Source organism: Luedemannella helvata (assembly GCF_039528415.1).
Classification (GTDB): domain Bacteria; phylum Actinomycetota; class Actinomycetes; order Mycobacteriales; family Micromonosporaceae; genus Luedemannella; species Luedemannella helvata.
This window is the reverse complement of sequence record NZ_BAAALS010000010.1, coordinates 96,158-122,332: the sequence shown is the minus strand read 5'-3', so window position 1 is coordinate 122,332 and position 26,175 is coordinate 96,158. Positions and strand designations below refer to the sequence as shown.

At 72.4% G+C, this 26,175-nt stretch carries 27 protein-coding genes; 4 read left to right on the top strand and 23 right to left on the bottom strand.

All coding sequences use genetic code 11. From position 1 onward, the window contains the following. Positions 1 to 214 precede the first annotated feature (214 nt). The 16 genes from ABD191_RS12545 to pyrR form a co-directional block, all read right to left on the bottom strand. On the bottom strand, positions 215 to 1,594 hold the full coding sequence (locus ABD191_RS12545; protein WP_344080533.1) for an RsmB/NOP family class I SAM-dependent RNA methyltransferase: 1,380 nt from the start codon (positions 1,592 to 1,594) through the stop codon (positions 215 to 217). Next, positions 1,591 to 2,532: a methionyl-tRNA formyltransferase gene (gene fmt, locus ABD191_RS12540; protein ID WP_344080531.1), complete on the bottom strand. Its 942-nt coding sequence runs from the start codon at positions 2,530 to 2,532 to the stop codon at positions 1,591 to 1,593. The genes ABD191_RS12545 and fmt overlap by 4 nt, the downstream gene beginning before the upstream one ends. Before the next feature lie 2 nt (positions 2,533 to 2,534). After that, positions 2,535 to 3,086 (bottom strand): peptide deformylase, encoded by a 552-nt coding sequence (def, locus tag ABD191_RS12535; RefSeq protein WP_344080528.1) that lies wholly within the window; start codon positions 3,084 to 3,086, stop codon positions 2,535 to 2,537. Positions 3,087 to 3,144: 58 nt separating this feature from the next. Next, on the bottom strand, positions 3,145 to 5,145 hold the full coding sequence (locus tag ABD191_RS12530) for a primosomal protein N' (protein ID WP_344080525.1): 2,001 nt from the start codon (positions 5,143 to 5,145) through the stop codon (positions 3,145 to 3,147). A 347-nt stretch (positions 5,146 to 5,492) separates the two neighbouring features. After that, positions 5,493 to 6,686 (bottom strand): methionine adenosyltransferase, encoded by a 1,194-nt coding sequence (gene metK, locus ABD191_RS12525; RefSeq protein ID WP_344080522.1) that lies wholly within the window; start codon positions 6,684 to 6,686, stop codon positions 5,493 to 5,495. A 71-nt stretch (positions 6,687 to 6,757) separates the two neighbouring features. Beyond that, positions 6,758 to 7,963 (bottom strand): bifunctional phosphopantothenoylcysteine decarboxylase/phosphopantothenate--cysteine ligase CoaBC, encoded by a 1,206-nt coding sequence (gene coaBC / locus ABD191_RS12520; RefSeq protein ID WP_344080519.1) that lies wholly within the window; start codon positions 7,961 to 7,963, stop codon positions 6,758 to 6,760. 7 nt (positions 7,964 to 7,970) lie between these two features. After that, positions 7,971 to 8,237, bottom strand: coding sequence for a DNA-directed RNA polymerase subunit omega (rpoZ, locus tag ABD191_RS12515; protein ID WP_344080517.1), 267 nt, complete (start codon positions 8,235 to 8,237; stop codon positions 7,971 to 7,973). A 37-nt stretch (positions 8,238 to 8,274) separates the two neighbouring features. Next, positions 8,275 to 8,862 (bottom strand): guanylate kinase, encoded by a 588-nt coding sequence (gene gmk, locus ABD191_RS12510; protein WP_344080514.1) that lies wholly within the window; start codon positions 8,860 to 8,862, stop codon positions 8,275 to 8,277. Positions 8,863 to 8,938: 76 nt separating this feature from the next. Next, positions 8,939 to 9,259 carry an integration host factor, actinobacterial type gene (gene mihF, locus ABD191_RS12505; RefSeq protein ID WP_344080511.1) on the bottom strand — a complete coding sequence of 107 codons (321 nt, stop codon included), beginning with the start codon at positions 9,257 to 9,259 and terminating at the stop codon, positions 8,939 to 8,941. Positions 9,260 to 9,394: 135 nt separating this feature from the next. Beyond that, positions 9,395 to 10,258 carry an orotidine-5'-phosphate decarboxylase gene (pyrF, locus tag ABD191_RS12500; RefSeq protein ID WP_344080508.1) on the bottom strand — a complete coding sequence of 288 codons (864 nt, stop codon included), beginning with the start codon at positions 10,256 to 10,258 and terminating at the stop codon, positions 9,395 to 9,397. Beyond that, the gene (locus tag ABD191_RS12495) at positions 10,255 to 11,328 is read right to left on the bottom strand and encodes a quinone-dependent dihydroorotate dehydrogenase (protein WP_344080505.1); all 1,074 of its coding nucleotides are present in this window, start codon (positions 11,326 to 11,328) and stop codon (positions 10,255 to 10,257) included. Before ABD191_RS12495 ends, pyrF begins: the two co-directional genes overlap by 4 nt. 13 nt (positions 11,329 to 11,341) lie before the next feature. Next, on the bottom strand, positions 11,342 to 14,692 hold the full coding sequence (carB, locus tag ABD191_RS12490; RefSeq protein ID WP_344080502.1) for a carbamoyl-phosphate synthase large subunit: 3,351 nt from the start codon (positions 14,690 to 14,692) through the stop codon (positions 11,342 to 11,344). Further along, entirely contained in the window at positions 14,685 to 15,809 is a 1,125-nt protein-coding gene (gene carA / locus ABD191_RS12485; protein ID WP_344080499.1) for a glutamine-hydrolyzing carbamoyl-phosphate synthase small subunit, read from the bottom strand. Before carA ends, carB begins: the two co-directional genes overlap by 8 nt. Continuing rightward, a complete protein-coding gene (locus ABD191_RS12480; protein WP_344080496.1) occupies positions 15,806 to 17,095 on the bottom strand; it encodes a dihydroorotase in 1,290 nt (429 codons plus the stop codon). The genes carA and ABD191_RS12480 overlap by 4 nt, the downstream gene beginning before the upstream one ends. After that, on the bottom strand, positions 17,092 to 18,006 hold the full coding sequence (locus ABD191_RS12475) for an aspartate carbamoyltransferase catalytic subunit (RefSeq protein ID WP_344080493.1): 915 nt from the start codon (positions 18,004 to 18,006) through the stop codon (positions 17,092 to 17,094). The genes ABD191_RS12480 and ABD191_RS12475 overlap by 4 nt, the downstream gene beginning before the upstream one ends. Next, the gene (gene pyrR, locus ABD191_RS12470) at positions 18,003 to 18,563 is read right to left on the bottom strand and encodes a bifunctional pyr operon transcriptional regulator/uracil phosphoribosyltransferase PyrR (RefSeq protein ID WP_344080490.1); all 561 of its coding nucleotides are present in this window, start codon (positions 18,561 to 18,563) and stop codon (positions 18,003 to 18,005) included. The genes ABD191_RS12475 and pyrR overlap by 4 nt, the downstream gene beginning before the upstream one ends. A gap of 230 nt (positions 18,564 to 18,793) precedes the next feature. Here pyrR and bldD point away from each other — a divergent pair, with 230 nt between their 5' ends. Both bldD and ABD191_RS12460 read left to right on the top strand, forming a co-directional pair. Then, positions 18,794 to 19,282 carry a transcriptional regulator BldD gene (bldD, locus tag ABD191_RS12465; RefSeq protein ID WP_344080487.1) on the top strand — a complete coding sequence of 163 codons (489 nt, stop codon included), beginning with the start codon at positions 18,794 to 18,796 and terminating at the stop codon, positions 19,280 to 19,282. An 8-nt stretch (positions 19,283 to 19,290) separates the two neighbouring features. Next, on the top strand, positions 19,291 to 19,707 hold the full coding sequence (locus ABD191_RS12460) for a DUF6232 family protein (RefSeq protein WP_344080484.1): 417 nt from the start codon (positions 19,291 to 19,293) through the stop codon (positions 19,705 to 19,707). 232 nt (positions 19,708 to 19,939) lie between these two features. On the opposite strand, the gene nusB is transcribed toward ABD191_RS12460, so the two are convergent. From nusB to ABD191_RS12435, 5 genes are all read right to left on the bottom strand, one after another. Next, positions 19,940 to 20,371: a transcription antitermination factor NusB gene (gene nusB / locus ABD191_RS12455; RefSeq protein ID WP_344080687.1), complete on the bottom strand. Its 432-nt coding sequence runs from the start codon at positions 20,369 to 20,371 to the stop codon at positions 19,940 to 19,942. Between the two features lie 4 nt (positions 20,372 to 20,375). Continuing rightward, positions 20,376 to 20,933 carry an elongation factor P gene (efp, locus tag ABD191_RS12450; RefSeq protein ID WP_344080482.1) on the bottom strand — a complete coding sequence of 186 codons (558 nt, stop codon included), beginning with the start codon at positions 20,931 to 20,933 and terminating at the stop codon, positions 20,376 to 20,378. A 73-nt stretch (positions 20,934 to 21,006) separates the two neighbouring features. Continuing rightward, entirely contained in the window at positions 21,007 to 21,432 is a 426-nt protein-coding gene (gene aroQ / locus ABD191_RS12445) for a type II 3-dehydroquinate dehydratase (RefSeq protein WP_344080479.1), read from the bottom strand. Then, positions 21,429 to 22,508 (bottom strand): 3-dehydroquinate synthase, encoded by a 1,080-nt coding sequence (gene aroB, locus ABD191_RS12440; RefSeq protein ID WP_344080476.1) that lies wholly within the window; start codon positions 22,506 to 22,508, stop codon positions 21,429 to 21,431. The genes aroQ and aroB overlap by 4 nt, the downstream gene beginning before the upstream one ends. Before the next feature lie 19 nt (positions 22,509 to 22,527). Then, positions 22,528 to 23,199: an alpha/beta fold hydrolase gene (locus ABD191_RS12435; protein ID WP_344080473.1), complete on the bottom strand. Its 672-nt coding sequence runs from the start codon at positions 23,197 to 23,199 to the stop codon at positions 22,528 to 22,530. Positions 23,200 to 23,239: 40 nt separating this feature from the next. Between ABD191_RS12435 and ABD191_RS12430 the strand changes: the two genes are divergently transcribed. Beyond that, the gene (locus tag ABD191_RS12430) at positions 23,240 to 23,575 is read left to right on the top strand and encodes a YnfA family protein (RefSeq protein WP_344080470.1); all 336 of its coding nucleotides are present in this window, start codon (positions 23,240 to 23,242) and stop codon (positions 23,573 to 23,575) included. 51 nt (positions 23,576 to 23,626) lie between these two features. Further along, on the top strand, positions 23,627 to 24,400 hold the full coding sequence (locus ABD191_RS12425) for a class I SAM-dependent methyltransferase (protein WP_344080468.1): 774 nt from the start codon (positions 23,627 to 23,629) through the stop codon (positions 24,398 to 24,400). A gap of 83 nt (positions 24,401 to 24,483) precedes the next feature. On the opposite strand, the gene ABD191_RS12420 is transcribed toward ABD191_RS12425, so the two are convergent. Then, positions 24,484 to 24,984, bottom strand: a complete 501-nt coding sequence (locus ABD191_RS12420) for a shikimate kinase (RefSeq protein WP_344080465.1) — start codon at positions 24,982 to 24,984, stop codon at positions 24,484 to 24,486. Further along, on the bottom strand, positions 24,981 to 26,159 hold the full coding sequence (gene aroC / locus ABD191_RS12415; RefSeq protein ID WP_344080462.1) for a chorismate synthase: 1,179 nt from the start codon (positions 26,157 to 26,159) through the stop codon (positions 24,981 to 24,983). Before aroC ends, ABD191_RS12420 begins: the two co-directional genes overlap by 4 nt. Positions 26,160 to 26,175 lie beyond the last annotated feature (16 nt).

The following is a 26,175-nucleotide window of genomic DNA, read 5'->3' as shown; positions in this document are numbered from 1 at the left end:
CCACCCCTCCCGCTCCCCGCCCCGCCCGCCCCGGCCCCGGCTCCGGCTCCGGCTCCGGCTCCGGCTCCGGCCGACGTTTGGGTGGTTTCGCGTGCCAAACCGGGTCGGAATAACACGCGGAATCACCCAAACGTCGGCGCGGGACGCCGGCGCGTGACGTCGGCGCGTGACGTCGGCGCGTGACGGGGGCGGGGAGGGGACGGGCAGAGTGGGGTCAGGCGGTGCGGCGGAGGAGGGCCAGGAACATGGCGTCCGTACCGTGGCGGTGTGGCCACAGCTGGACCGTCGGACCCGTGCCCAGGCCGGGGACGCCGGGCAGGAACGGGCGGGCGTCCACCAGGTCCACGGCGATGCCCGAGCGGCGCACCGCCTCGGTCACCGAGACCTGAGTTTCCACCAGGTGCGGCGAGCAGGTCACGTACGCCACGACACCGCCCGGGCGCACCGCGCGTATCGCCGCTCCGAGCAGTTCGCGTTGCAGCCGGGTCAGCGGCGGCAGGTCGGTGGGCTGGCGACGCCACCGGGACTCGGGACGCCGCCGCAGGCTGCCCAGCCCGGAGCACGGCGCGTCGACGAGCACGCGGTCGAAGCCGGCCTCGGGCAGGTCGTCGGAGGCGCCCACCTCGCGGCCGTCGACGCACAGGACCCGTACGGGCATGCCGCGCACGGCGTTGCGTACCAGGTCGGCGCGGTGGGGTGCCACCTCGACGGCGGTCAGCCGCGCGTCGCGCTGTTCGGCCAGTCCGCCGAGCAGCGCGGCCTTGCCGCCGGGGCCCGCGCACAGGTCGAGCCACCGGGCGTCGCCGCCGTCGACGGGGACGTCGGCCAGGGCCAGGGCGACCAGCTGCGAGCCCTCGTCCTGCACGTGGGCGCGACCGTCGATGATGGCGCTCAGCTCGCCGGGCGAGCCGGCCGGCAGGTAGACCGCGTACGGGGAGAAGGCGCCCGGCGCCCCGCCCACCTCGTCGGCGAGGTCGGCCGCGTCGGCGCGGCCCGGACGGGCGCACAGGTGCACCTCCGGCCGCTCGTTGTCGGCGATGAGCAGCGCCTCGGTCTCGTGGAGGTCACCGCCGAGGGCCTCCCGGAACGCCCGCACTATCCACTGTGGATGCGCGTCGACGACCGACAGGTGCGCGACCGGGTCGGTCTCGCGCGCGGGCGCGAGTTCGTCGAGCCAGGCCGGCAGCTCCTTGGTAGTGATCTTGCGCAGCACGGCGTTGGCGAAGCCGGCCGCGCCGGGAGTGACGCGTCGCACGAGGTCCACGGTGGCCGACACCGCGGCGTGCGCCGGCACCCGCGTGTGCAGGATCTGGTACGCCCCGAGGCGCAGCGCGTCACGGGCGGGCGGGTCGATGCGCCCCACCTCCCGGCCGGCCGCCGCCTCGATCACGGCGTCGAGCTGACCGAGCTGGCGCAGGGTGCCGTACGTCAGCTCGGTGGCGAACGCGGCGTCGCGGCCGTACAGGCGCTCCTCGCGCAGCACCTTGGGCAACACCAGGTTCGCGTACGCGTCGTCGCGCTGCACGGCCGCGACCGCCTCGTAGGCGGCCCACCGGGCGATGTCCTGGGCGGGACGGCGCACCGCGCGCGTCACGGCGTACCCATAGTCTCGAAACGCTCCCCGTCACCGAGACGGGCGCCACGGGTCCAGTCCGACGCGGACATCGCCTTCTTGCCCGCCGCGCGCACCTCGCCCAGGGCGACCGGGTGGGTGGCCGTGCCGGCCAGCACCCGGTTGCGCTCCGCGAGCAGGTCGCCGGGCTTGAGGGCCGGGCCGTCCGGGACGGGGGTGACCGGACCGAGCTTGACCCGCTCGCCCCGGAAGGTCGTCCACGCGCCGGGTGCCGGGGTGCAGGCGCGCACGCGACGGTCCACGGCGAAGGCCGGGTCGTCCCAGCGCACCTGGGCGTCCTCGACGGTCACCTTCGGCGCGAGCGAGATGCCGTCCGCCGGCTGGGGCACCGCCCGGGCGGTGCCGGCGGCGATCGCGTCGAGGACGGCGACCAACAGGCCGCCGCCCGCGACCGCGAGCCGGCCCAGCAGGTCGCCGGACGTGTCCCTGGGGCGCACGGTCTCGGTGAGCGTGCCGAAGACCGGGCCGGTGTCCAGGCCGGCCTCCAGCTGGAACACCGACGCGCCCGTCAGCTCGTCGCCGTGCAGCACCGCGTGCTGAACGGGCGCCGCGCCGCGCCACGCCGGCAGCAGCGAGAAGTGCAGGTTGATCCAGCCGTGCCGGGGGATGTCCAGCGCCACCTGCGGAACGAGCGCGCCGTAGGCGACAACGGGTACGCAGTCGGGGGCCAGTTCGGCCAGGCGCGCCAGGAAGTCCTCCTCGCGCGGGCGGGCCGGGGTGAGCACCTCGATGCCCCGCTCGTCGGCCCACGCCCCGGCGGGCGAGCGCACGAGGCGCCGCCCGCGGCCGGCCGGGGCGTCGGGGCGGGTGACCACGGCGACGATCTCGTGGTCGGACGCGGCGATGGCGTCCAGGCTGGGCAGGGCGACCTCGGGGGTGCCCGCGAAGACAAGGCGCACGCTCAGCGCCCGAAGATCCCGCCCGCATGCGGGCTGAGTTTGACGGTGGGCGGGGTGTCCGGGTTGTACCAGTCGGCCTGGCGGATCTGCTTCATCGCCTCTTTGCGGCGCTTGGCGTCGAGCCGGTCGAGGAACAGCACGCCGTCGAGGTGGTCGGTCTCGTGCTGGATGCAGCGCGACATCAGGCCGGTGCCCACGATCTGGATGGGGTCGCCGTACTCGTTGACCCCCTTGGCGATCACTTTCTGGCGGCGCACGGTGTCGATGTAGATGCCCGGCATGGACAGGCAGCCCTCGGGGCCGTCCTGCTCCTCCTCGTTGGGGAAGCTCAGCACCGGGTTGATCAGGTGACCGACCACGTCGTCCACGTCGAAGGCGAACACGCGCAGACCGACGCCCAGCTGAGGGGCGGCCAGACCGGCGCCCGCCTCGTCGAGCATCGTCTCCGTCAGGTCACGGACGAGCTTGCGCAACTCCTTGTCGAAGGTGGTCACCGGGTCCGCCGGGGTGCGCAGCACGGGATCGCCGAACAGGCGGATCGGCTGGATGGTCAAGGGGCCCCCTCGCGGTACGAATCACGATCGACGCCACAAGTCTACGGAATGTTCCCGGCTACCAGAGTTCGGCCGGGTCCACCTGGATGCGGACCGCCTCGGCCGCCTTGCGCGCCGAACGTACCCCGGCCGCCTGGTGCAGTGCGGACGCCAGGGCGCGGCCGGCGCCCCGGCTGGGTACCCGTACCAGCAGGCGCTCCGCGTCACGGATCGGTACCGGCCCCAGCAGCTCGGCTCCCGCGGGCAGCTGCGCCAGCCCCACCAGCTCGGCCACGGCCGCCGGCGACCCGGTGAGGCTGGCCAGCCGGGCGGCCGGCGGGAAACCGAGTTCGCGCCGCTCGGCCAGTTCCCGGGCCGCGAACGTGGCCGGGTCCCACCGCAGCAGCGCCTGTACGGGCACGAGGGCGCCGTCGGCCACGATGACCACCCGGCCGCCGGCGCGGGCCGGCCGGGCCAGGGTCGCGGCGGTCAGCCAGCGGCGCAGGGCCTCCTCACCGGCCCGCAGGTCGGCACGGGTCAGCAGGGCCCAGGTGTCGAGCAGCAGCACGGCCCCGTACCCACCCGCGGCGACCGGCTCGGCGCCCGGGGTGGCGACCACCAGGGCGGGCGTCGCGTCGACCGTATCGAGGACGCCGTCGCGGCCCGACGTGCGCACGGGCACATCGGGGAAGGCACGGCCCAACTCGTCCGCGGTACGCCGGGCGCCCACGACGGCCGCCCGCAGCCCCCGGGCGCCGCAGTGCGGGCAGGCGTGGTCCGCGGCCGGGCGTCCACACCAGCGGCACGCCGCGACGGCATGCGAGGAGCGCAGCTCCAGCGGCCCGGCGCAATGCCGGCAGCGGGCGGGCGCGCGGCAGTTCGCGCAGGCCACGGACGGCACGTAGCCGCGCCGGGGCACCTGAATGAGGACGGGCGCGCCGCCCGCGAGGGCGTCGCGGGCCGTGCGCCAGGCCAGGCTCGGCAGCCGGGCCGACGCGGCGCCGGGGTCGCGCTCGCGGTCCACGTCGTCACCGCACGGGGCGACCGCCGGGGCGCGGTCGCGCACGGTGGCCCGGTCGGCGACCACCTCCCGCGCCCACCCGGACTCGATGAGCTGCTGTGCCTCCGCGCTGCGGGCGGTCGCGGCGACCAGCGCGCCGGCCCCGCCCAGCTGTGCCCGGGTGAGCAGCACCTCGCGGGCGTGCGGGTAGGGCGCGCGTGGCTCCGCGTGCAGGTCGTCGCCGTCGTCCCAGATCGCCACGAGCCCCAGGTCGTGGACGGGCGCGAACGCGGCCGCCCTGGTCCCGGCGACGACCCTGACGTGTCCGCGGCTCGCCCGCAGGAAGCGGCGGTAGCGCTCCGCGGGGCCGAGCGACGCCTGGAGCGTGACGTGGTTGTCCGGGCCCAGGACATCGGCGAGCGCGTCGTCGAGCCGGGTCAGGTCGCGGGCGTCCGGCACGACCAGGACACTGCCCCGGCCGCCGGCCAGGGTCGCGGCGGCCGCTTCCGCCAGCCGGCGCGGCCAGTCCTCCCCGGGCAGCGCCCCCCACACGGCCCGCGGCCCCTTCCCGTGCGTGAGCGCCCGCAGGAACGCCGCCCCGGCCGGATAGGCACCCCAGCCGGTCGTCGCCTCGCGTGTGGGCGGCGCCTCGCGTATGGGCGGCGTCGCCTCGCGTGTGGGTGCGCGCTCGCCGTCGGCGGCCGCCGGCTGTGACTCCACGCGCGCATGCCTCGGGGGTACGGCCAACCGCAACACGTCGGCGAGCGTGCCGGCGTAGCGGTCGGCGACCGCGCGCGCGAGCCGGGCGACCTCCTGACTCAGGACCCTCTCGGGCGAGATGACCTTGTCGAGGAACGTCAGCCGTCCCCCGTGCGCGGAGCTCTCGACGCGCTCCAGCAGGAACCCGTCACGCAACTGTCCCGCGAAGCGCACCCGCACCCGGCATCCGGGCTGCGCGGCATCGTCGACGGTCGCCGGGACGAGATAGTCGAACGCCCGGTCGAGGTGCGCGAGCGGCACGTCGACGGCGACCCGCGCCACGGCCAGCTTTCCGGCGGCCTCCGTGCTCTGCTTACTCATACGCACCACCGCCGGGCGGCGTCGGTGGATCTTGGGGGCAAACAGCACCTATAGGTGCCCTTAGCCCCCAAGATCTAGTAACGGCGGCCGGCGACCCCGTAACACCCGCGGAAACAGCGGGCGACAAACTAGATCTTGGGACTAAGGCGTCGCTATAGCGACCCGTTGGTCCCAAGATCTCGGACGGCGCACCTGACATGGGGGACATTTCGGAAATGTCGTCCACGTGCAGCGCGGTCGTCGAAGGAGTCACGCCGCAGTCCTATCACCTGGCCGCGACAGTGGGCGGCAACGCGTCGAGGGCCGCCGACCGGGTGGTCGGCGCCCCTCGACGGACGGACGCGTGCTCAGACGGCCGCGGCCGACTTGAGGTCGGCGACGCGGTCCGTGCGCTCCCAGGTGAAGTCCGGCAGCTCGCGGCCGAAGTGACCGTAGGCCGCCGTCGGCTGGTAGATCGGGCGGAGCAGGTCGAGGTCGCGGATGATCGCGGCCGGGCGCAGGTCGAAGACCTCCTTGATGGCCTTCTCGATCCGCTCGACCGGGACGGACTCCGTGCCGAACGTCTCGACGAACAGGCTCACCGGGTGGGCCTTGCCGATCGCGTACGCCACCTGGGCCTCGCAGCGCTCGGCGAGCCCCGCGGCCACGACGTTCTTGGCGACCCAGCGCATGGCGTAGGCGGCCGAGCGGTCCACCTTGGACGGATCCTTGCCGGAGAACGCGCCGCCGCCGTGACGGGCGTAGCCGCCGTAGGTGTCAACGATGATCTTGCGTCCGGTCAGGCCGGCGTCGCCCATGGGGCCGCCGATCTCGAACCGGCCGGTCGGGTTGACCAGCAGCCGGTAGCCCTCGGTGTCGAGACCGAGGCTCTCCAGCTCCGGCTCGATGACGTGCTCGCGCACGTCCGGGGTCAGCAGCGAGTCGAGCGAGATGTCAGCCGCGTGCTGCGACGAGACCACGACCGTGTTCAGGCGGACCGGGCGCAGCCCGTCGTACTCCACCGTGACCTGGGTCTTGCCGTCCGGGCGCAGGTAAGGAATCGTGCCGTCCTTGCGCACGGCCGACAGCCGGCGCGCGAGGCGGTGAGCGAGCGCGATCGGCAGCGGCATGAGCTCAGGCGTCTCGGAGCAGGCGAAGCCGAACATCATGCCCTGGTCGCCGGCGCCCTGGGAGTCGAGCGCGCTGCCCGACTCGCCGGAGCGCAGCTCGATGGCGGAGTCGACGCCCTGGGCGATGTCGGGCGACTGGGCGCCGATGGACACGCTGACGCCGCAGGACGCGCCGTCGAAGCCCTTCTTGGAGGAGTCGTAACCGATACGCAGGATGGTGTCGCGCACGATGGCGGCGATGTCCGCGTACGCGGTCGTGGTGACCTCACCGGCGACGTGCACCTGGCCGGTCGTGATGAGCGTCTCGCACGCGACGCGGCTGCGCGGGTCCTGCGCGAGCAACGCGTCCAGGACACCGTCACTGATCTGGTCGGCAATCTTGTCCGGGTGGCCCTCCGTGACCGACTCGGACGTGAAAAGGCGACGTGCCACAGTGCTCCTCGGGTCGTCAGTGTTTGGCTGAGTGTAACGGTCAGGGCTGCGTGATGAGGGTTTGGACGCGCTCAGTCCTGCGAGCTGAGACGCGCGCTGACCAGGTCCCAGACGGCGTCGGCCAGGTCCTCCTTGGGCTGCTCGGCCAGGTCCACGCGGGCACCGTCGGCGCCGAGCACCACAGCGGCGTTGCTGTCCGTACCGAACGCGCGCCCCGGACCCACCTCATTGATCACGATGAGGTCGGCCCGCTTGTCGGCCAACTTACGCGCTCCGTGTGTCATCGCGTCATGCGTCTCGGCCGCGAAGGCGACCAGAACTTGTCCGGACCGTTTCGCGGCGCCGATCTCAGCCGCGATGTCGGGATTGGTGACCAGTTCGATCACGGGAGCCTCACCGCCCGCGACCTTCTTGATCTTCTGGTCGGAGTACGCCGCGGGGCGGAAGTCGCTGGGGGCGGCGGCCATGACAACGGCGTCGGCGTCGGCCGCGGCTGCCAGGGTGGCCACCCGCAGCTCCTCGGTGGTGCCCACCCGGACCACGGTGACGCCGGCCGGGTCGGGCAGGACGCTGTTGGCGGCCACCAGGGTGACCCGGGCACCGCGCGCGGCGGCCGTACGCGCGAACGCGTACCCCTGTTTTCCGGAGGACCGGTTGCCGAGAAAGCGCACCGGGTCGAGCGGCTCGCGGGTGCCGCCGGCCGTGACGACCACGTGCCGGCCGGCGAGGTCCGCGCCGCCGGCGCCGCGGGTGAGCAGCCGGCGGCCCGCCGCGAAGATCTCCTCGGGGTCGGGCAGCCGGCCCTTGCCGGTGTCGGTGCCGGTGAGCCGGCCCGACGCCGGCTCGAGCACGATGACGCCCCGCGAGCGCAGGGTGGCGACGTTGGCCACAGTCGCGGGGTGTTCCCACATTTCGGTATGCATCGCGGGCGCCAGCAGCACCGGGCAGCGCGCCGTGAGCAGCGTGTTCGTGAGCAGGTCGTCGGCCAGCCCGTGGGCGGCCTTGGCGAGCAGGTCGGCCGTGGCGGGGGCGACGACCACGAGGTCGGCCCCCTGCCCGATCGCGACGTGCGGCACCGCGTGCACGTCCTGCCAGACCTCCGTGGCCACCGGCTGGCCGGACAGCGCCGCCCAGGTCGGCTCACCGACGAAACGCAGGGCGGCCGCGGTCGGCACGACCCGCACGGCGTGACCTGACTCGGTGAACAGTCGCAGGAGCTCGCAGGCCTTGTAGGCGGCGATGCCGCCGCCGACGCCCAGGACGACGCGTGCGGTCACCGTGCGGTCAGGCCTCGTTCGTCGGCTCGGCCGTGAGCAGGTTGCCGTTGATCTCGCGCAGGGCGATCGAGAGCGGCTTCTCCTGCGGGGTGGTCTCCACGAGCGGCCCGACGTACTCGAGCAGGCCCTCGCCGAGTTGGCTGTAGTAGGCGTTGATCTGGCGGGCCCGCTTGGCCGCGAAGATCACCAGCGAGTACTTCGAGGACGTCTTGTCCAGCAGCTCGTCGATCGGCGGGTTGGTGATGCCCTCGGGATTGGGCAGGGTTCCGGACACGGTAAGAAAACCTCGAATCGAGAGAAAGCGGCGCGGCTCAGCTCACGACGACGCGCGAACCGAGCAATCCTAGCAACTCGTCCGCCGCACGCTCGACGAAGTCGTTGACGATCGTCGTGTCGAACTCGGGCTCGGCGGCCATCTCCTCCTCGGCGTGGCGCAGCCGGTGACGGATCGTCTCGGCGTCGTCCGTGCCGCGCCCGATAAGGCGGCGCTTGAGTTCGGCGAAGCTCGGCGGGGCGAGGAACACGAACTGCGCGGACGGCATGGTGTTCTTGACCTGACGCGCGCCCTGAAGATCGATCTTGAGGAGGACGGGCTCGCCGTTCTCCAGCCGGGCCAGCACCGGACCACGGGGGGTGCCGTAGAGGTTGCCGGCGAACTCGGCCCATTCGAGAAGCGAGCCCTCGCGGACGTGGCGCTCGAAGTCGGCCCGCGTCACGAAGTGGTAGTGCACCCCGTCGATCTCGCCCGGGCGCATGCGCCGCGTGGTGAGCGAGACCGACAGCCAGACCCACGGCGCGCGCGCCCGAACCAGCTCGATCACACTGTCCTTGCCGACCCCCGAGGGGCCGGAGAACACGGTGAGCCGAGCCGGCCCGGGGCGCGCGTCGTCTGTGTCCACTGCTTACTTTCTACCGGATGACCGACGTTTCGGTGGCGCGGCCACGGAGATTTAACCCGGGCCGCGCCGTCCGACGTCAGCGGCCGCCGGCGAACTCCGCAAGCAGGGCCTTGCGCTGCTGGTCGCCGAGGCCGCGCAGGCGGCGGCTCTCCGCGATCTTCAGCTTCTCCATGATCTGCGTTGCGCGAACCTTGCCGATGCCCGGCATGGCCTGCAGCACGGCCGAAACCTTGAGCTTGCCGACAACATCATCGGACTCCGCCCGGTCGAGCACGGCCGTGAGCGTGGTCTTGCCCTGCTTGAGCTGCTCCTTGAGCTCAGCGCGGGCCTTGCGAATCTCCGCAGCCTTCTCCAGCGCGGCGGCGCGCTGCTCCGGGCTCAGGGTGGGAAGCGGCACCAGCGTCTCCTCAGGTCCCTTGTTGTGCACTGGGGGTTCCAGCGCTGCGAAAAACTAGTGCGCAAAGGACCGTTTGGCAATGTCACAACGCGTAATCCACCCAGCGTGTCGCGTTGCCCGACCTTCCAAATCGGGTCAAAATAGTGCTTTTTGGCACGCAGAAAGGGCCCTGTCCGCCGCATCACGCAGGCCACTTTTGCCCGGTCCGTGGGAAAGAACTTCCCTCGAGTACGACGGGACGACGACCCCGCGGAGGTCCCTGAAGAGGCCGCGCATGTCGTCCGCGGCGCCGCCCTGGGCCCCCAGCCCGGGCACGAGAACCGGCCCGTTGAGGGCGCTCAGGTCGTGCCCGGTGTCACCCACCGTCGCCCCCACGACGAGCCCGACGGACCCCAGAACGGGCGCCTTGGCGTTGCACGCCGCCGCCTCGTCGATGATCGTCTGAGCCACCGTCCGGCCGTCTGACGTGCGCGCATGCTGGACGGACGGACCCTCCGGGTTGCTCGTGAGGGCCAGCACGAACACGCCGCCGCCGTGCGCCTCCGCCTCGTCGATGACGGGCGCGAGCGAACCGAATCCCAGGTACGGGCTGACGGTGACGGCGTCCGCCGCGATCGGGCTCGTGGGGCTCAGATAGGCCTGTGCATAGGCTTGGACGGTGGAGCCGATATCGCCCCGCTTGGCATCAAGAATCACGATCGTGCCCGCCTGTCGGGCCTGTCGGATAGTTGACTCCAGAACGGACACGCCGGCCGCCCCGAAACGCTCGAAAAACGCCGATTGCGGCTTCATCACCGCCACCCGGTCGGCCAGCGCCGACACCACCGTGTCGGCGAAGCTGCGCAACCCGTCCACGGAGTCCGGCAGACCCCAGCGCAGCAGCAGGCTCGCGTGCGGATCGATGCCCACACACAGCGGCCCGCGGGCCGAGAGCGCCTTTTGCAGCCGTTCGCCGAAACTTTCCTTCTCCGAAGGGGGCACAGGTGCCTGGTGCGTCATGTCGCGTCCTCCAGGGTCTTGTTGCCCACGGCGGCGTCACGGGCCGCTCGGGCGATGGCACGGACCAGTGCCGGCCCGCGATAGATGAAGCCGGTGTAGAGCTGCACGAGGCTCGCGCCCGCGTCGAACAGCCGGGCCGCGTCGTCCGCGTCGAGGACGCCGCCCACGCCGATGACAGGCAGCTGGCTCTCCCGGCGCACGAAAGAGACCACTTCGCGCGCCCGGGCGGTCAGCGGGCGCCCGGACAGCCCGCCCGCCTCGGCGGCCGTGGCGGCGTCGGAGGGCGCCAACCCGTCGCGGCCCAGGGTCGTGTTCGTGGCGATCACGCCCGCGATCCCGTGCTCCACACAGACCTCGAGCACCTCGGCGATGGCCGGTTCGGTGAGATCCGGGGCGATCTTCACGAGGATCGGCACCCCGTGGGCGTTGGCCGCCAGCTCGGCGAGGATCTCGGCGAGCTGCGAGCGGTCCTGCAACGACCGCAGGCCAGGCGTGTTGGGCGAGCTGACGTTGACGGCCACGTAGTCGGCGAAGCCGCGTAGGGCCTTCAGCGACGCCACGTAGTCGCCGGCCGCCTCGTCCAGCGGGGTGACCTTCGACTTGCCGAGGCTCACCCCCAGCGGCACGGGCCGGCCGCCCGCCCCGCGCAGCGGAAGGGTCAACCCGGCGAGCCGGTCCGCGAGCGCGGCGGCGCCCTCGTTGTTGAAGCCCATCCGGTTGATGACCGCCTCGCTGGCCGGCAGGCGGAACAGGCGGGGCCGGTCGTTGCCCGGCTGGGCGTGCCGCGTGACCGTGCCGACCTCGACGAAGCCGAAGCCGAGCGCGGGCCAGCCGGGCAGCGCCACGCCGTTCTTGTCCACGCCGGCGGCCAGTCCGACCGGGTTGGGGAACCGCACCCCGAACACGGTGCGCGGGGCGGCCACGGCGTACCGGCGGCGCAGGGCCGCCAGCACCGCCGGACGGCCCGACAGGGCCGCCAGACGGCGCAGGGTCCACTCGTGCGCCGTCTCGGCATCCCCGCCGCCCAGACGGAACAGGACCGGCCTGGCGGCCCTTTCGTAGAAGCCCACGACCCCGCGCGCCCTACTGGTCGGCGCCGCGCCCCGCGGCGCGCAGAACGGCGTGCAGCTCCTGCAGCGGTGCCACCCGCATCTCGCCGCGGATCAGGGCCTCGATGCCCATCACGGCCGCCGAGGCACCCGGCACGGTGGTCACGCACGGGATGTCACGGCCCACGGCGGCGCTGCGGATCTCGTACCCGTCCTGGCGGGCGCCGCTGCCCTGCGGCGTGTTGATGACCAGCGCCACGTCGCCGTCGTTGATGAGCGTGACCGCGTCGCGGCCGCTCTCCGGGCCCTCGTAGTGCTTGGGCACGATCTCGCAGTCGACGCCGTGGCGGCGCAGCACCGTGGCCGTGCCGACGGTCGCGGCGATCTCGAAGCCGAGGTCGGCCAGCCGCTTGATCGGGAAGACCATGGCGCGCTTGTCCCGGTTGGCGACCGTGACGAAGACCTTGCCGGACGTCGGCAGCGAGCCGTACGCGGCGGCCTGGGACTTGGCGAACGCCCGCCCGAACGCGGTGTCGATGCCCATGACCTCCCCGGTCGACTTCATCTCCGGGCCGAGCAGGGAGTCCACGCCCTTGCCGCCGGGGGTACGGAACCGCTTGAACGGCAGCACCGCCTCCTTGACGGCGATCGGCGCGACCGGCGGTGGCTCCCCGCCGTCGCCGGCCGGCGGCAGCAGGCCCTCCCCGCGCAGCGACTCGATCGTCGCGCCGAGCATGATCCGGGCCGCCGCCTTGGCCAGCGGTACGGCCGTCGCCTTCGACACGAACGGCACCGTGCGCGACGCGCGCGGGTTGGCCTCCAGGACGTACAGCTGCTCGTCCTTGAGGGCGTACTGGACGTTGAGCAGGCCGCGCACGCCCACCCCGCGGGCGATCGCCTCCGTGTACACGCGCACCTTCTCGACATCGGCCGAGGCCAGGGTGATGGGCGGCAGGGCGCACGCCGAGTCGCCGGAGTGGATGCCGGCCTCCTCGATGTGCTCCATGATGCCGCCGAGGTACACCTCGCCGGTCGCGTCGACCAGCGCGTCCACGTCGATCTCGATGGCGTCGTCGAGGAACCGGTCGACCAGCACCGGGTGCTCCGGCGAGATCTCCGTGGCCCGCTCGATGTAGCCCCGCAGCGTCGCGTCGTCGTAGACGATCTCCATGCCGCGCCCGCCCAGTACGTACGACGGGCGCACGAGCACCGGGTAGCCGATCTCGTCGGCGATGGCCTTCGCCTCGTCGAAGCTGGTGGCCGTGCCGTGCGCGGGGGCGCGCAGCCCGGCCTCGGCGAGCACCTCGCCGAACGCCCCCCGGTCCTCGGCCAGGTGGATCGACTCCGGCGACGTGCCCACGATCGGCACGCCGGCGTCCTTGAGCCGCTGCGCGAGGCCCAGCGGGGTCTGCCCGCCCAGCTGCACGATCACGCCGACGACGCCCGGTCCCCCGGCCGCGACGCCGCTGTCGTGCTCGGCGTGCCAGACCTCCAGCACGTCCTCGAACGTCAGCGGCTCGAAGTAGAGCCGGTCGGCCGTGTCATAGTCGGTCGACACGGTCTCCGGATTGCAGTTGACCATGACGGTCTCGAACTCGGCCGCCCTGAGAGCCTGCACGGCGTGCACGCACGAGTAGTCGAACTCGATGCCCTGCCCGATGCGGTTGGGCCCGGAGCCCAGGATCAGCACCTTGGGCCGGTCCGACGGCGCGACCTCGGTCTCCTCGTCGTAGGTCGAGTAGTGGTAGGGCGTCGAGGCCGCGAACTCGGCCGCGCAGGTGTCCACGGTCTTGAAGACCGGCCGCAGCCCCAGCCGGTGGCGCAGCGCGCGCACGCCGTCCTCGCCGGCCAGTTCGGGCCGCAGCGCGGCCAGCTGGCGGTCCGACAGCCCGGCCCGCTTCGCCTTCCGGAACAGAACCTCATCGAGTACGGGCGCCGCGACGATCTCCGCGCGCAGCTCCACGAGCCCGGCGACCTGGTCGATGAACCACGGGTCGTACCCGCCCGCCGCGCACACGTCGGCCACGCTCGCGCCCAGGCGCAGGGCCCGCTCGGCGGTGTAGAGCCGCCCGTCGTGCGGCGTCCGGAGCGCCTCCAGCGTGTTCTCGACCGTCGCGTCGGCCGGGTCCGGCGTCGTCCAGAACCCGGCCGCCTTCGTCTCCATCGAGCGCATCGCCTTGTTGAGCGCCTCGGCGAAGTTGCGGCCCAGGCTCATCGCCTCGCCGACGGACTTCATCGTCGTGGTCAGCTCGGCGTCGGCGCCCGGGAACTTCTCGAACGCGAAGCGCGGGATCTTCACCACGACGTAGTCGAGCGTCGGCTCGAAGGCGGCCGGCGTCTTGAGCGTGATGTCGTTCGGGATCTCGTCGAGCGTGTACCCGATGGCGAGCTTCGCCGCGATCTTCGCGATCGGGAAGCCGGTGGCCTTGGACGCCAGCGCGGACGACCGCGACACCCGGGGGTTCATCTCGATGACGACCAGCCGGCCGTTGTCCGGATGGATCGCGAACTGGATGTTGCAGCCGCCCGTGTCCACGCCCACCTCGCGCAGCACGGCGATGCCCAGGTCGCGCAGGCGCTGGTACTCGACGTCGGTGAGCGTCATGGCCGGCGCCACGGTGACCGAGTCGCCGGTGTGCACGCCCATCGGGTCGACGTTCTCGATCGAGCAGACCACGACCACGTTGTCGTGGTGGTCGCGCATCAGTTCGAGCTCGTACTCCTTCCAGCCGAGCACGCTCTCCTCGATGAGCACCTCGTGCACGGGGGACGCGGCCAGGCCGCCACCCGCGAGCCGTTCGAGCTGCTCGTCGGTGTGCGCCATGCCGGAGCCGAGGCCGCCCATGGTGAACGACGGCCGGATGACGACCGGCAGGCCCAGCTCGGCGACCGTCTCGCGGACCTCGTCCATCGAGTGGCACACCCGCGAGCGGGGCACCAGGTCGCCCTCGATGCCGAGCTTCTCGCCGGCCCGGGCGACGATTTCCTTGAACAGCTGGCGGTCCTCGCCCCGGCGGATGGCGTCGATGTTCGCGCCGATGAGCTCCACCCCGTACTTGTCGAGCACCCCCGCCTCGTGCAGGGCGACGGCCGTGTTCAGGGCCGTCTGGCCGCCCAGCGTGGGCAGCAGCGCGTCCGGGCGCTCCCGGGCGATGACCAGCTCGACGAACTCGGGCGTGATCGGCTCGACGTAGGTGGCGTCGGCGAACTCCGGGTCGGTCATGATGGTCGCCGGGTTGGAGTTCACCAGCGACACGCGCAGACCCTCGGCGCGCAGCACCCGGCACGCCTGCGTGCCCGAATAGTCGAACTCGCAGGCCTGGCCGATGACGATCGGGCCGGAACCGATCACCATCACGTGCTTGAGATCGGGCCGCTTAGGCATGCGCGGGCTCTCCTTCGATCAGTTCCACGAAGCGGTCGAACAGGTAATCCGCGTCGTGCGGCCCCGCTGCCGCCTCCGGGTGGTACTGCACGGTGAAGGCCGGGACGTCGAACGCCCGCAGTCCCTCCACCACGTTGTCGTTGAGGCACACGTGGGAGACCTCGACCTCGCCGAACTCCTCCGTGGCGATGCGCTGCCCGATCGGTGCGTCGACCGCGAAGCCGTGGTTGTGCGAGGTGACCTCCACCTTGCCGGTCGCCTTGTCCATCACGGGCTGGTTGATGCCGCGGTGGCCGTACCCGAGCTTGTAGGTCCCGAAACCCAACGCCCGGCCCAGGATCTGGCTGCCGAAGCAGATGCCGAACAGCGGCACGCGGCGGCGCATCACCTCGCGGGCCAGCCCCACGGCGTGGTCGGCCGTGGCCGGGTCGCCGGGGCCGGGCGAGAAGAACACCGCGTCCGCGCCCGTGCCCAGCAGGTCGTCGAGGCTCGACGTGGCCGGCAGCACGTGGGTGGTCACGCCCCGGGCCGCGAGCCGTCGCGGCACGTTGTGCTTGATGCCGAGGTCGAGCGCGGCGACCGTGTACCGGTGCTCGCCCTCGGCCGCGACCGTGTACTTCTCGGGCGTGGTGACCTCGGCCGACAGGTTCGCGCCCAGCATCTTCGGCGCGCTGCGTACCCGCAGCAGCAGCTCCTGCGGGTCGCGTTCCACAGTGGAGATGCCGATCCGCATGGCGCCGCGCTCGCGCAGGTGCCGGGTCAGCGCGCGGGTGTCCACCCCGCTGATGCCGACGACACCCTCGGCCGCGAGCCGGGCCTCCAACCCGCCCGTGGCGCGCCAGTTCGACGCGGTCCGCGACGGGTCGCGCACCACGTAACCGGCCACCCAGATGCGGCGGGACTCGTCGTCCTCGCGGTTCACTCCGGTGTTGCCGATGTGCGGCGCGGTCTGGATCACCACCTGCCGGTGGTACGACGGGTCGGTGAGGGTCTCCTGGTAGCCGGTCATCGCGGTGGAGAACACCGCCTCGCCGAACGTCTCGCCCTCCGCGCCGTACGCCTCACCGTGAAACGTTCGGCCGTCCTCCAGGACTGCAATCGCCTCGCTGCGTGTCACCGGACCGCCTTTCCTTCGTGCACCGTGGGTACGCCGCGCAGGAACGTCCACACCACCCGGCTGGGCAGGGTGAGCCCGGCGTAGGGGGTGTTGCGGCTGCGGCTGGCGAGCGCCGCCGGGTCCACGCCCCATCGCGCGGCCGGGTCGACAAGCGTGAGGTTCGCCGGCGCGCCGGCGACGAGGTCGCGGCCGTGCTCGGCCAGGCCGGCGATGCGGGCCGGGGCGACCGACATGCGGTCGACCAGGCCGGACCAGTCCATGAGGCCGGTCTCCAGCATCGTGGCGACCACCACGGACAGGGCGGTCTCCAGCCCGACCATGCCGGGGCGCGCGTACGCCCACTCGCACTCCTTGTCCTGCAGGGCGTGCGGGGCGTGGTCGGTCGCGACGATGTCGATCGTGCCGTCGGCGAGGCCCTGGCGCAGGGCGGCGACGTCGGCGTTCGTACGAAGTGGGGGGTTGACCTTGAACACCGGGTCGTAGCCGCCGGCCTTCTCGTCGGTCAGCAGCAGGTGGTGCGGGGTCACCTCGGCCGTTACCCGGATGCCGCGCTTCTTGGCCCAGCGCAGGATCTCCACGCTGCCGGCCGTGGACACGTGGCAGATGTGCAGCCGGGCGCCGACGTGCTCGGCCAGCAGCACGTCCCGGGCGATGATCGCCTCCTCGGCGACCGCCGGCCAGCCGGTCATGCCGAGCCGGGCCGACTCGACCCCCTCGTGCATCTGGGCGCCCTGGGTGAGCCGGGGCTCCTCCGCGTGCTGGGCGATCACCCCGTCGAAGGCCCGCACGTACTCCAGCGCGCGGCGCATCAGGCGCGGGTCGTGCACGCAGTGCCCGTCGTCGGAGAAGATCCGCACGGCGGCGGCCGACTCGGCCATCGCGCCCAGCTCGGCCAGGTGCTCGCCGGCCAGGCCGACCGTGACCGCGCCGATCGGCTGCACGTCGACCAGGCCCGCGTCGCGGCCCAGCCGCCACACCTGCTCGACCACGCCCGCCGTGTCGGCGACCGGCGAGGTGTTCGCCATGGCGCACACGGCCGTGTACCCGCCCAGCGCGGCGGCCCGCGAGCCGGTCTCGACCGTCTCCGCGTCCTCGCGACCGGGCTCGCGCAGGTGGGTGTGCAGGTCGACCAGGCCGGGCAGGGCGAGCAGCCCGTCGGCGTCGATGACCTCCGCACCGCTCCCGCTGATCTTCTCGGCGGCCTCGACGATGACGCCGTCGCGCAGCAGCAGGTCGGTCCGGTTGCCGCCCGCGAGGCGGGCGCCCTTGATGAGGTACGTCGTCATGCCAGCCCTCCGAGCATGAGGTAGAGCACCGCCATGCGCACGGAGACGCCGTTGGCGACCTGTTCAACGATGGTCGAGCGGGCCGAGTCGGCCACTTCGGGCGCGATCTCCATGCCCCGGTTCATCGGGCCGGGATGCATGACGATCGCGTGGTCGGGCAGGGCCCGGGCGCGCACCGCGTCGAGGCCGTAGCGGCGGGCGTACTCGCGCTCGGACGGGAAGTACGAGTCCGTCATCCGCTCGCGCTGCACCCGCAGCATCATCACGACATCCGAGGACGGCAGCACCGCGTCGAGGTCGAAGCTCACGTCGGCCGGCCAGGCGTCCACGCCGACCGGCAGCAGGGTGGGCGGGGCGACCAGGGTGACATGCGCGCCCAACGTGTGCAGCAGGTGCACGTTGGAGCGGGCGACCCGACTGTGCAGCACGTCACCCACGATCGCGACCTTGAGGCCCGCGACGCGGCCCAGCCGCGCGCGCATCGAGTACGCGTCGAGCAGCGCCTGCGTGGGGTGCTCGTGGGTACCGTCCCCCGCGTTGATGACCGTGCCGTCGATCCAGCCGGCGAGGCGGTGCGGCGCGCCGGAGGCCGAGTGGCGGATGACGACCGCGTCGGCGCCCATCGCCTGCAGGGTCAGCGCCGTGTCCTTGAGGCTCTCCCCCTTCGAGACGCTGGACCCCTTGGCGGAGAAGTTGATGACGTCGGCGGACAGGCGCTTGGCGGCCGCCTCGAAGGAGATCCGGGTGCGGGTCGAGTCCTCGTAGAAGAGGTTGACGACCGTACGGCCGCGCAGCGTCGGCAGCTTCTTCACCTCGCGCCCGGCGGTGTCCGCCATCCGGGTGGCGGTGTCGAGCACCGCCGTCGCGGTGTCCCGGTCGAGGTCACTCACCGACAACAGGTGCCTGATCACGCCCTGACCTCCCCGGACTCGATGGTGATCTCGTCAGCGCCGTCGGTCTCCGCGAGGCGCACCCGCACCTTCTCGTCGAGCGAGGTCGGCAGGTTCTTGCCCACGTAGTCGGCGCGGATCGGCAGCTCGCGGTGGCCGCGGTCGACCAGCACGGCGAGCTGCACCACACGTGGGCGGCCCAGGTCCGACAGGGCGTCGAGCGCCGCGCGGACCGTACGGCCGGAGAAGAGCACGTCGTCGACGAGGATGACCCGGTGGCCGTCGATGCCGCCGGGCGGCAGTTCGGTCGGCCCGACCGCGCGGGCGCCGCGTAGGCGTAGGTCGTCGCGGTAGAGGGTGACATCAAGGCTGCCGACCGGGACCTCGACGCCCTCAAAGGCGCGTACCCGGCCGGCGAGGCGGCGGGCGAGCGGGACGCCGCGCGTCGGGACGCCCAGCAGGATGGTGTCGCGGGCGCCGTCGGTCTTTTCCAGAATCTGGTGAGCCAGCCGGTCGACCACCCGAGCGAAATCCGAACTCGAAATGATCGTCTTACCGGCGGTTTCAGGGTGCGCCAAAACGGACCTCCTTTCCCGCCTCACGGGACGGGTCGTTAAAGGACGTCGAACAGGGTTTCACGGTCGTGGTGCCCACCGTGGGCCGTGCGGCCGATAATGATCCTAGCAACGCCCCTGATCAACGAAGCCGCTGGGCAGGAGTACTTGACCGCTCGGCCCAACGCACGTACCGTCACGCTCCGTAGCGATCGCTGGGGAGAACCCCCAGGACTGTGACGTGGGAGTGTCCGATGCCCTCTGAGTACGCAAAGTCCCTCGGTGCCCGACTTCGTTCGATCCGCCAGCAGCAGGGACTTTCGCTGCAGGGTGTCGAGGAGAAGTCCGCGGGCCGCTGGAAGGCCGTCGTCGTCGGGTCGTACGAGCGGGGCGACCGGGCGGTGACCGTCTCCCGCCTCGCCGAACTGGCGGACTTCTACCGCGTACCAGTGGCGGAGCTCCTGCCCGAGGGCGCCGGTACGCCCTTCGAGCCCGCCGGCAAGATCGTGCTCGACCTCGAGAAGCTCTACGACCAGACGCACGAGGAGCTGGCCTACGTCGCCAAGTACGCGCGCGCGATCCAGCAGCAGCGCGGCGACTACAACGGCCGGGTCCTGTCGATCCGCGCCGACGACCTGCGGGCGCTCGCGATCGTCTACGACCAGTCGCCCTCCGGCCTGGTCGAGCGCCTCACCGAGCACGGCGTGCTCGTTTCCGACCCGCGGGCGCTGTTCAACTCCTGACGCGCGGCATGCGCACCTTCTTCGACGCCGGCGGCCTACAGGTCACCGAGGAGTGGGTGCGCTGCGGCCGCATCCGGATCCCCGTCCCGGCCATCCGCGACGTGTGGGTGACCCGCCCCCCGGCCCCCGCCCGCCGCTGGCCGGCGTTCGTCGCCCTACTGGTCGCCCTGGCCGCCGGCGCCTCATGGTTCATCTGGCGCGACTGGCTGACCGAACACTGGACCACGGTGATCATCGCCATAGTGGTCCTGGTCGCACTGTTCGTCTGGGGCATCGGTCTCGACCTGCTCACCTACCACTTCGAGCACCGCGACCACGACCTCTGGATCATCGACGCCGGAGGCCGCCGTTTCCGGGTCTACCGCCACAACGAGGTAGAGGTCAACAAGGCCCTCCGCGCCATCACCCGCGCCCGCGACCTGTAACCCGCGGCCTGCCCCGCGCCGCTCGCCGGGTCCCGCCGTTCCCGCCCGCCCCACATCGCGCCCGGTCGTCGGGGTCGCGTCGACGTTTGGGCGATTCCGCGTGGAATAACCCGGTCAAATAACACGCGGAACCGCCCAAACGTCCGCATGTGGGGGCGTCACACCGAGGGAATTCCTGACGGAGTTCGGGACGTAAGGGCAATCTGTGCGGGAGCGGGAGCGCGAGGGCGGGTTACGGGGTGGCGAACTCCGCTATGCGGCCCAGGAGGCCGTTGACGAAGCGGGGGGAATCGTCCGTCGACAGTTCACGGGCCAGCTCCACCGCCTCGCTGATCGCGACCGCGTCGTCGACCTCGTCGTTGTAGAGGAGCTCGAAGACCGCGATGCGGCACAGGTTGCGGTCCACGACCGGCATGCGCTCCAGCGTCCAGCCCTCGGCGTAACTGGAGATCAGCTCATCGATGCGTACGGCGTGGTCGGCGACCCCGTCGACGATCGTGACCGCGTAGTCCATGTGGTCGGGACGGTCGGCGCCCATCCGGGCGAGGGTGTCGTTGAGCACCTGTCGCGGCGACATGTCCCGCAGGTCGGCCTGGTAGAGCACGTCCAGGGCACGCCGGCGGGACTTGCGCCGGGAAGGATTGAACGTCGTCGGCTGCGACATCAGGTCAGGCGCGACCCAGGTAGCGGCCGTCACGGGTGTCGACCTTGATCTTCTCGCCGTTGGAGATGAACAGCGGCACCATGACGGTGGCGCCCGTCTCCACGGTGGCCGGCTTGTTGCCGCCGGTCGACCGGTCGCCCTGCAGGCCGGGCTCGGTGTAGGTGATCTCCAGCACGACGGAGGTGGGCAGCTCGACGTACAGCGGAACACCCTCGTGGGTGGCGACCACGGCCTGCGCCTCGGGCAGCAGGTAGTTGGCGTTCTCGCCGACGGTCGCGCCGGGCACGTGGATCTGGTCGTAGGTGTCCAGGTCCATGAAGATGTAGTCCTCGCCGTCCACGTAGAGGAACTGCATCGTCCGCTTGTCCACGGTCGCCGTGTCGACCTTGGTGCCCGCGTTGAAGGTGCGGTCGACCACCTTGCCGGAGAGGACGTTCTTCAGCGTGGTCCGCACGAAGGCCCCACCTTTGCCCGGCTTCACGTGCTGGAACTCGACCACGGCCCACAGCTCGCCGTCGAGGTTGAGAACCAGGCCGTTCTTGAGGTCATTCGTCGTGGCCATGCCGGTGTGTGTCTCTTTCCTGTCAGATTGGGGAGTTTGCCCCGCGAACGACGCGTGGCACAACCCGGAAAGTCTACCGTGCGGCGAGGTGCAGCAGCGCCAGCCGGTACCCGTCGACGCCGAGGCCCGCGATCACCCCGGTGGCGACGGCCGAGACCACGGAGTGGTGGCGGAACTCCTCACGGGTGTGGATGTTCGACAGGTGCACCTCGATGAGCGGGCCGTTGAGCATGGCGCACGCGTCGCGCACGGCGATCGAGTAGTGCGTCCACGCGGCCGGGTTGAGCACCACGGCCGCACGCTCGTCCGCCGCCGCGTGCAGCCAGCCGATCATCTCGTGCTCGGCGTCGGTCTGGCGCACCTCGACGTCGAGGCCGTTCTCCTTGCCGACGCGTACGCACATCTCGGCCAGGTCCGCGTACGAGGTCAGGCCGTAGATGTCCGTCTGCCGGGTGCCGAGGCGGCCCAGGTTGGGGCCGTTGAGCACGTACACCTTCATCGGGCCACCGCCGACGCGTAGACCTCGGCGAGCAGGTCGTCGCTCGGGCCCTCCAGGATCCGGGTGGACCCGAGGCCGTCGAGCACCACGAACCGTAGCGTGGCGCCGCGCGCCTTCTTGTCGACGCGCATCGTGGCGAGCAGGTCGGGCCAGGCGTCGGCCCGGTAGCTCACCGGCAGGTCGAGCAGCTCCAGCACCGAGCGGTGGCGGTCGGCGACCGCGTCGTCGATCAGCCCGGACCGGCGCGACAGCTCGCCCGCGAAGATCAGGCCGACGGAGACGGCGTGGCCGTGGCGCCACCCGTACGACTCGACCTTCTCGATCGCGTGGGCGAGCGTGTGGCCGTAGTTGAGGATCTCGCGCAGGCCGGCCTCGGTGAGGTCCTCCGCCACCACCCGGGCCTTGACCCGGACCGACCGCTCGACCAGCTCGCGCAGCACCGGGCTGGCCGGGTCGGCGGCGCCGGCCGGGTCGCCCTCGATGAGGTCGAGGATCGCCGGGTCGGCGATGAACCCGCACTTGACCACCTCGCCGAGGCCGGCCACCAGGTCCGCGCGGGGCAAACTGTCCAGGGTGGACAAATCACAGAGTACGCCCGAGGGCGGGTGGAACGCCCCCACCAGGTTCTTGCCAGCGGCCGTGTTGATGCCGGTCTTGCCCCCGACCGCCGCGTCGACCATACCGAGCAGCGAGGTGGACACGGGCACCCAGCGCACGCCGCGCAGCCAGCAGGCGGCCACGAACCCGGCCAGGTCGGTCACGGCCCCGCCGCCGACGCCCACGACCGCGTCCGTACGGGTGAAGTTGGCCCCACCGAGCGCGTCCCAGCAGCGCCCGGCCACGTCGAGGCCTTTGCCGGCCTCCGCGTCGGGCACCTCGACCGGCAGCGGGGACATGCCCGCGGCGCGCAGCGTGTCGGCGACCTTCGCGGCCAGCGGCGCCAGCGGCGCGGCGTGCAGCACGGCAACCTGGGCGGCACCCTTCACCAGGCCGGGCAGGGCCGGCAGGAGGTCGCGACCCACCAGGACGTCGTAGGGCTGCGGGCCGCCGATCGCGATCGTGGTCTTCTCGTTCATCGACGATGAGCCTACGCGGTCACAGGTCGTGCTCGTCCAGCACCGCGCGCACCGCCGCCACGAACTCCCCCGGCCGGTTGGCGTGCACGCTGTGGTCGGTGTCCAGGGCCAGGTAGCGCCCGCGCGGGAACCGCTCGGCCATGGCCACGAGCAGGCGCTGCGGGATGTGGCTGTGGTCGCCGCCGACCACGAGCACCGGGCACGGCACGGTGCCCAGGTCGGCCAGCCAGCGCGGGTCGGGCGCCATGATGTCGTCGAAGATCGCCGGGACCACGTCCCAGTCGTACGGCAGCGGCCCGTCGGGGCGCTCGCCGGGGTCGCGCGGTAGCGGCACGGGCGGCACGGGGTCCTCCAGCACGAGGGCGGCGAACGCGTCCGGGCGTGCCTGCGCCGCGAGGTAGGCGACAACGCCGCCCATCGAGTGGCCGACCAGCACGGGCCGCCGGTCGAGGAGGTCCAGCGTCGCCAGCGTACGAAGCAGGTCGTCGCGCATGAGCGCGAAACCGTACTCCCCGGGCCAGGGACTCGCGCCGTGGCCGCGCTGGTCCACGACGACGACCTGGGCACGGTCGGAGAGGCCCGCAGCGACCTCGTCCCACGTCTCGCCCGTGCTCGTCAGTCCGTGCAGCAGCACGACGGGCCGCGCGTCCAAACGCCCGCTCTCCCAATGCGTCAGCACGAGCGGATCCATGCCGGCCAGCGTAGCGGCCGCAGCCGGTAGCCTCACCGCCATGACGATCACGAGGTCCGTGGCACTGTTCGCGTTGGCCGCCCTGTTCGAGATCGGCGGGGCGTGGCTGGTCTGGCAGGGCTGGCGCGAGCACCGCGGACTGTGGTTCGTCGCGGCGGGGGTGGTGGCGCTCGGCGCGTACGGCTTCGTGGCCACCTTCCAGCCCGACCCGAACTTCGGCCGGATCCTGGCCGCGTACGGCGGCGTGTTCGTCGCCGGGTCGCTGGCCTGGGGCATGGTCGTCGACAAGTTCCGGCCCGACCGCTACGACGTCATCGGCGCCGCCATCTGCCTCGTCGGCGTGGCCGTGATCATGTACGCCCCGCGCGGCGCCTGACCCGGACCGCACGGCCCCCTCGCGCGCGCGGACGTGGCTAGTCTGGGCCGCATGGCTGACGCCCGCACCGCCGCCGCGCGCGGCGCAGTGTCGTTCGACCCCATCGCCGAGCGCTACGACGAGACCCGGGGCGGCGAGGCCCGCGGCGCGGTTCGCGCCAACGACGTCGCGGCGTGGCTGCCGGCGGGGCGGGTCGTGGAGGTCGGCGTCGGCACCGGCCTGGTCGCGGCGGCGCTGCGCCACCGGGGCGTCGACGTGTTCGGCGTTGACCTGTCGCCGCACATGGCCGCGCGGGCGGTCGACCGTATCGGGCCGCGCGTGGCGCTCGGCGACGCGCATGCCCTGCCGCTCGCGGACGCGTGCGCCGACGCCGTGCTGTTCGTGTGGGTGCTGCACCTCGTCGGCGGCGTCGGACCCGCGTTCGCCGAGGCGGCCCGCGTGCTGCGCCCGGGTGGCCGGGTCATCGCTGTCCACGACGCCCCGCGGAGCACGCCGACCGACCTCGACGGTCCGGTCGATGCGCTGTTCGCCCCGCTGCGCGAGGCGCGGCCCGACTCACAGGAGACCGTCGCGGCGGCCGCGCACGAGGCCGGCCTGATCACGTTGCACCAGGGCGACACGAGCCGGCACCAGACGGCGAAGTCGCCCCGCGCGACGACGGCCGAAATCGAGACGCGCACGTGGGCCTACCTGTGGCACCTCGACGACGCGCAGTGGCAGGCCACCGTCGAGCCCGTCCTGGCCCAGCTCCGGGCGTTGCCGGACCAGGAGCGCCCCCGCGGGTACGAACAGTGGTCCAGCCTGTCGGTCTTCGCCCGCCCCTGAGCGCGCGCCGTCAATCTTGGGGGCAAAGGCCACTCATAGGTGGGGAACGCCCCCAAGATTCGCTCAGCGAGCGGCGACAAGATTCACTGAGCCGCGACGATCTCGTCCGCGATCGCCTCGGGGGTGCGGCCGTCCGTCACCACCGTCAGCGTCGCGACCTCCTGATAGAGCGGCCGGCGCTGTTCCAGCAGGTACTTGAGGGTGGCGCGCGGGTTGATCGTGAGCAGCGGCCGGCCGGCGCCCAGCCCTACCCGACTGACCGCGTCGGACAGCTCCACGCTGAGGTAGACCACCCGGTGCCCGCGCAGCAGCGCGCGGGTCTCCTCGGCGAGCACCGCCCCGCCGCCCAGCGCCAGGACGCCGTCGAACTCCGTCAGGGCGCTGGCGACGGCCGCGCGCTCCAGGGCCCGGAAATGCTCCTCGCCCTCGTCGACGAAGATGTCCGGGATCGGCTTGCCCGCGTTCGCCTCGATGTCGGCGTCCGTGTCGCGGAAGCCGACGTTCCAGTGCTTGGCGAGCAGTTCCCCCACGGTGGTCTTGCCCGCCCCGGGCGGCCCGACCAGGACCGCCACCGGCCTGGTCATCGGATCACCAGGTTGTCGAGGTACCCGTCGAGGTTGCGGCGGATCTCGGCGACGGAGTCGCCGCCGAACTTCTCCAGCACGGCCTCGGCGAGCACGAGCGCCACCATCGCCTCGGCGACGATGGCCGCGGCCGGCACGGCGCACACGTCGGAGCGCTGGTTGATGGCGGTGGCCACCTCGCCCGTCACGACGTCCACGGTGGACAGCGCCCGGTTGAGCGAGGAGATCGGCTTCATGGCCGCGCGCACCCGCAGCGGCTCGCCCGTGGTGATGCCGCCCTCCAGGCCGCCGGCCCGGTCGGTCACCCGGCGCACGCCGGACGCGGTGGGGATGATCTCGTCGTGCGCCTGCGAGCCGCGCGAGCGGGCCTGCGTGAAGGCGTCGCCGATCTCCACGCCCTTGATGGCCTGGATCGAGCAGAGCGCCGCTGCCAGCCGGGCGTCGAGCTTGCGGTCCCACTGCACGTGGCTGCCCAGGCCCGGCGGCACGCCGTAGGCGAGCACCTCGACGATGCCGCCGAGGGTGTCGGCGTCCTTCTTCGCGGCGTCCACCTCGGCGACCATGCGCTCGCTGGCCTCGGGGTCGAGGCAGCGCAGCGGGTCGGCGTCGATGCGCTCGGCGTCCTCGGGCCGCGGCAGCAGGCCCGGCTTGGCCGCGACCGAGCCCAGCTCGATCACGTGGGACACGATGTCGATGCCGATGGCCTGCTTGACCAGGGCCTTCGCGACCGTACCGACGGCGACGCGGGCGGCCGTCTCGCGGGCGCTGGCGCGCTCCAGGATCGGCCGGGCGTCCGTGTGGCCGTACTTCTGCATGCCGGCGAGGTCGGCGTGGCCCGGCCGGGGGCGGGTCAGCGGCGCGTTGCGGGCCTGGGCGGCGAGCAGCTCGGGGTCGACCGGGTCGGCCGCCATGACGGTCTCCCACTTGGGCCACTCGGAGTTGCCCACCCGGATCGCCACCGGGCTGCCCAGTGTGAGCCCGTGCCGGATGCCGCCGATGATCTCCACGACGTCCTGCTCGAACGCCATGCGAGCGCCCCGGCCGTAGCCGAGGCGACGGCGGGCCAACTCGTGCCCGATCTCGGCGCTCGTGACCGAGACGCCGGCCGGCACCCCCTCCAACATGGCCACCAGGGCAGGACCGTGTGACTCTCCCGCGGTCAACCAGCGCAGCACGACTCCACCTTCCGCA

Coding starts and splice junctions, on each gene's coding strand:
- ABD191_RS12430 (WP_344080470.1), top strand. CDS start 23,240: ATGACGATCACGAGGTCCGTGGCACTGTTCGCGTTGGCCGCCCTGTTC.
- ABD191_RS12420 (WP_344080465.1), bottom strand. CDS start 24,984: ATGACCAGGCCGGTGGCGGTCCTGGTCGGGCCGCCCGGGGCGGGCAAG.
- ABD191_RS12425 (WP_344080468.1), top strand. CDS start 23,627: ATGGCTGACGCCCGCACCGCCGCCGCGCGCGGCGCAGTGTCGTTCGAC.
- pyrF (WP_344080508.1), bottom strand. CDS start 10,258: ATGACGCACCAGGCACCTGTGCCCCCTTCGGAGAAGGAAAGTTTCGGC.
- ABD191_RS12530 (WP_344080525.1), bottom strand. CDS start 5,145: ATGAGTAAGCAGAGCACGGAGGCCGCCGGAAAGCTGGCCGTGGCGCGG.
- ABD191_RS12480 (WP_344080496.1), bottom strand. CDS start 17,095: ATGACGACGTACCTCATCAAGGGCGCCCGCCTCGCGGGCGGCAACCGG.
- ABD191_RS12435 (WP_344080473.1), bottom strand. CDS start 23,199: ATGGATCCGCTCGTGCTGACGCATTGGGAGAGCGGGCGTTTGGACGCG.
- aroQ (WP_344080479.1), bottom strand. CDS start 21,432: ATGAAGGTGTACGTGCTCAACGGCCCCAACCTGGGCCGCCTCGGCACC.
- carB (WP_344080502.1), bottom strand. CDS start 14,692: ATGCCTAAGCGGCCCGATCTCAAGCACGTGATGGTGATCGGTTCCGGC.
- aroB (WP_344080476.1), bottom strand. CDS start 22,508: ATGAACGAGAAGACCACGATCGCGATCGGCGGCCCGCAGCCCTACGAC.
- efp (WP_344080482.1), bottom strand. CDS start 20,933: ATGGCCACGACGAATGACCTCAAGAACGGCCTGGTTCTCAACCTCGAC.
- nusB (WP_344080687.1), bottom strand. CDS start 20,371: ATGTCGCAGCCGACGACGTTCAATCCTTCCCGGCGCAAGTCCCGCCGG.
- bldD (WP_344080487.1), top strand. CDS start 18,794: ATGCCCTCTGAGTACGCAAAGTCCCTCGGTGCCCGACTTCGTTCGATC.
- ABD191_RS12460 (WP_344080484.1), top strand. CDS start 19,291: ATGCGCACCTTCTTCGACGCCGGCGGCCTACAGGTCACCGAGGAGTGG.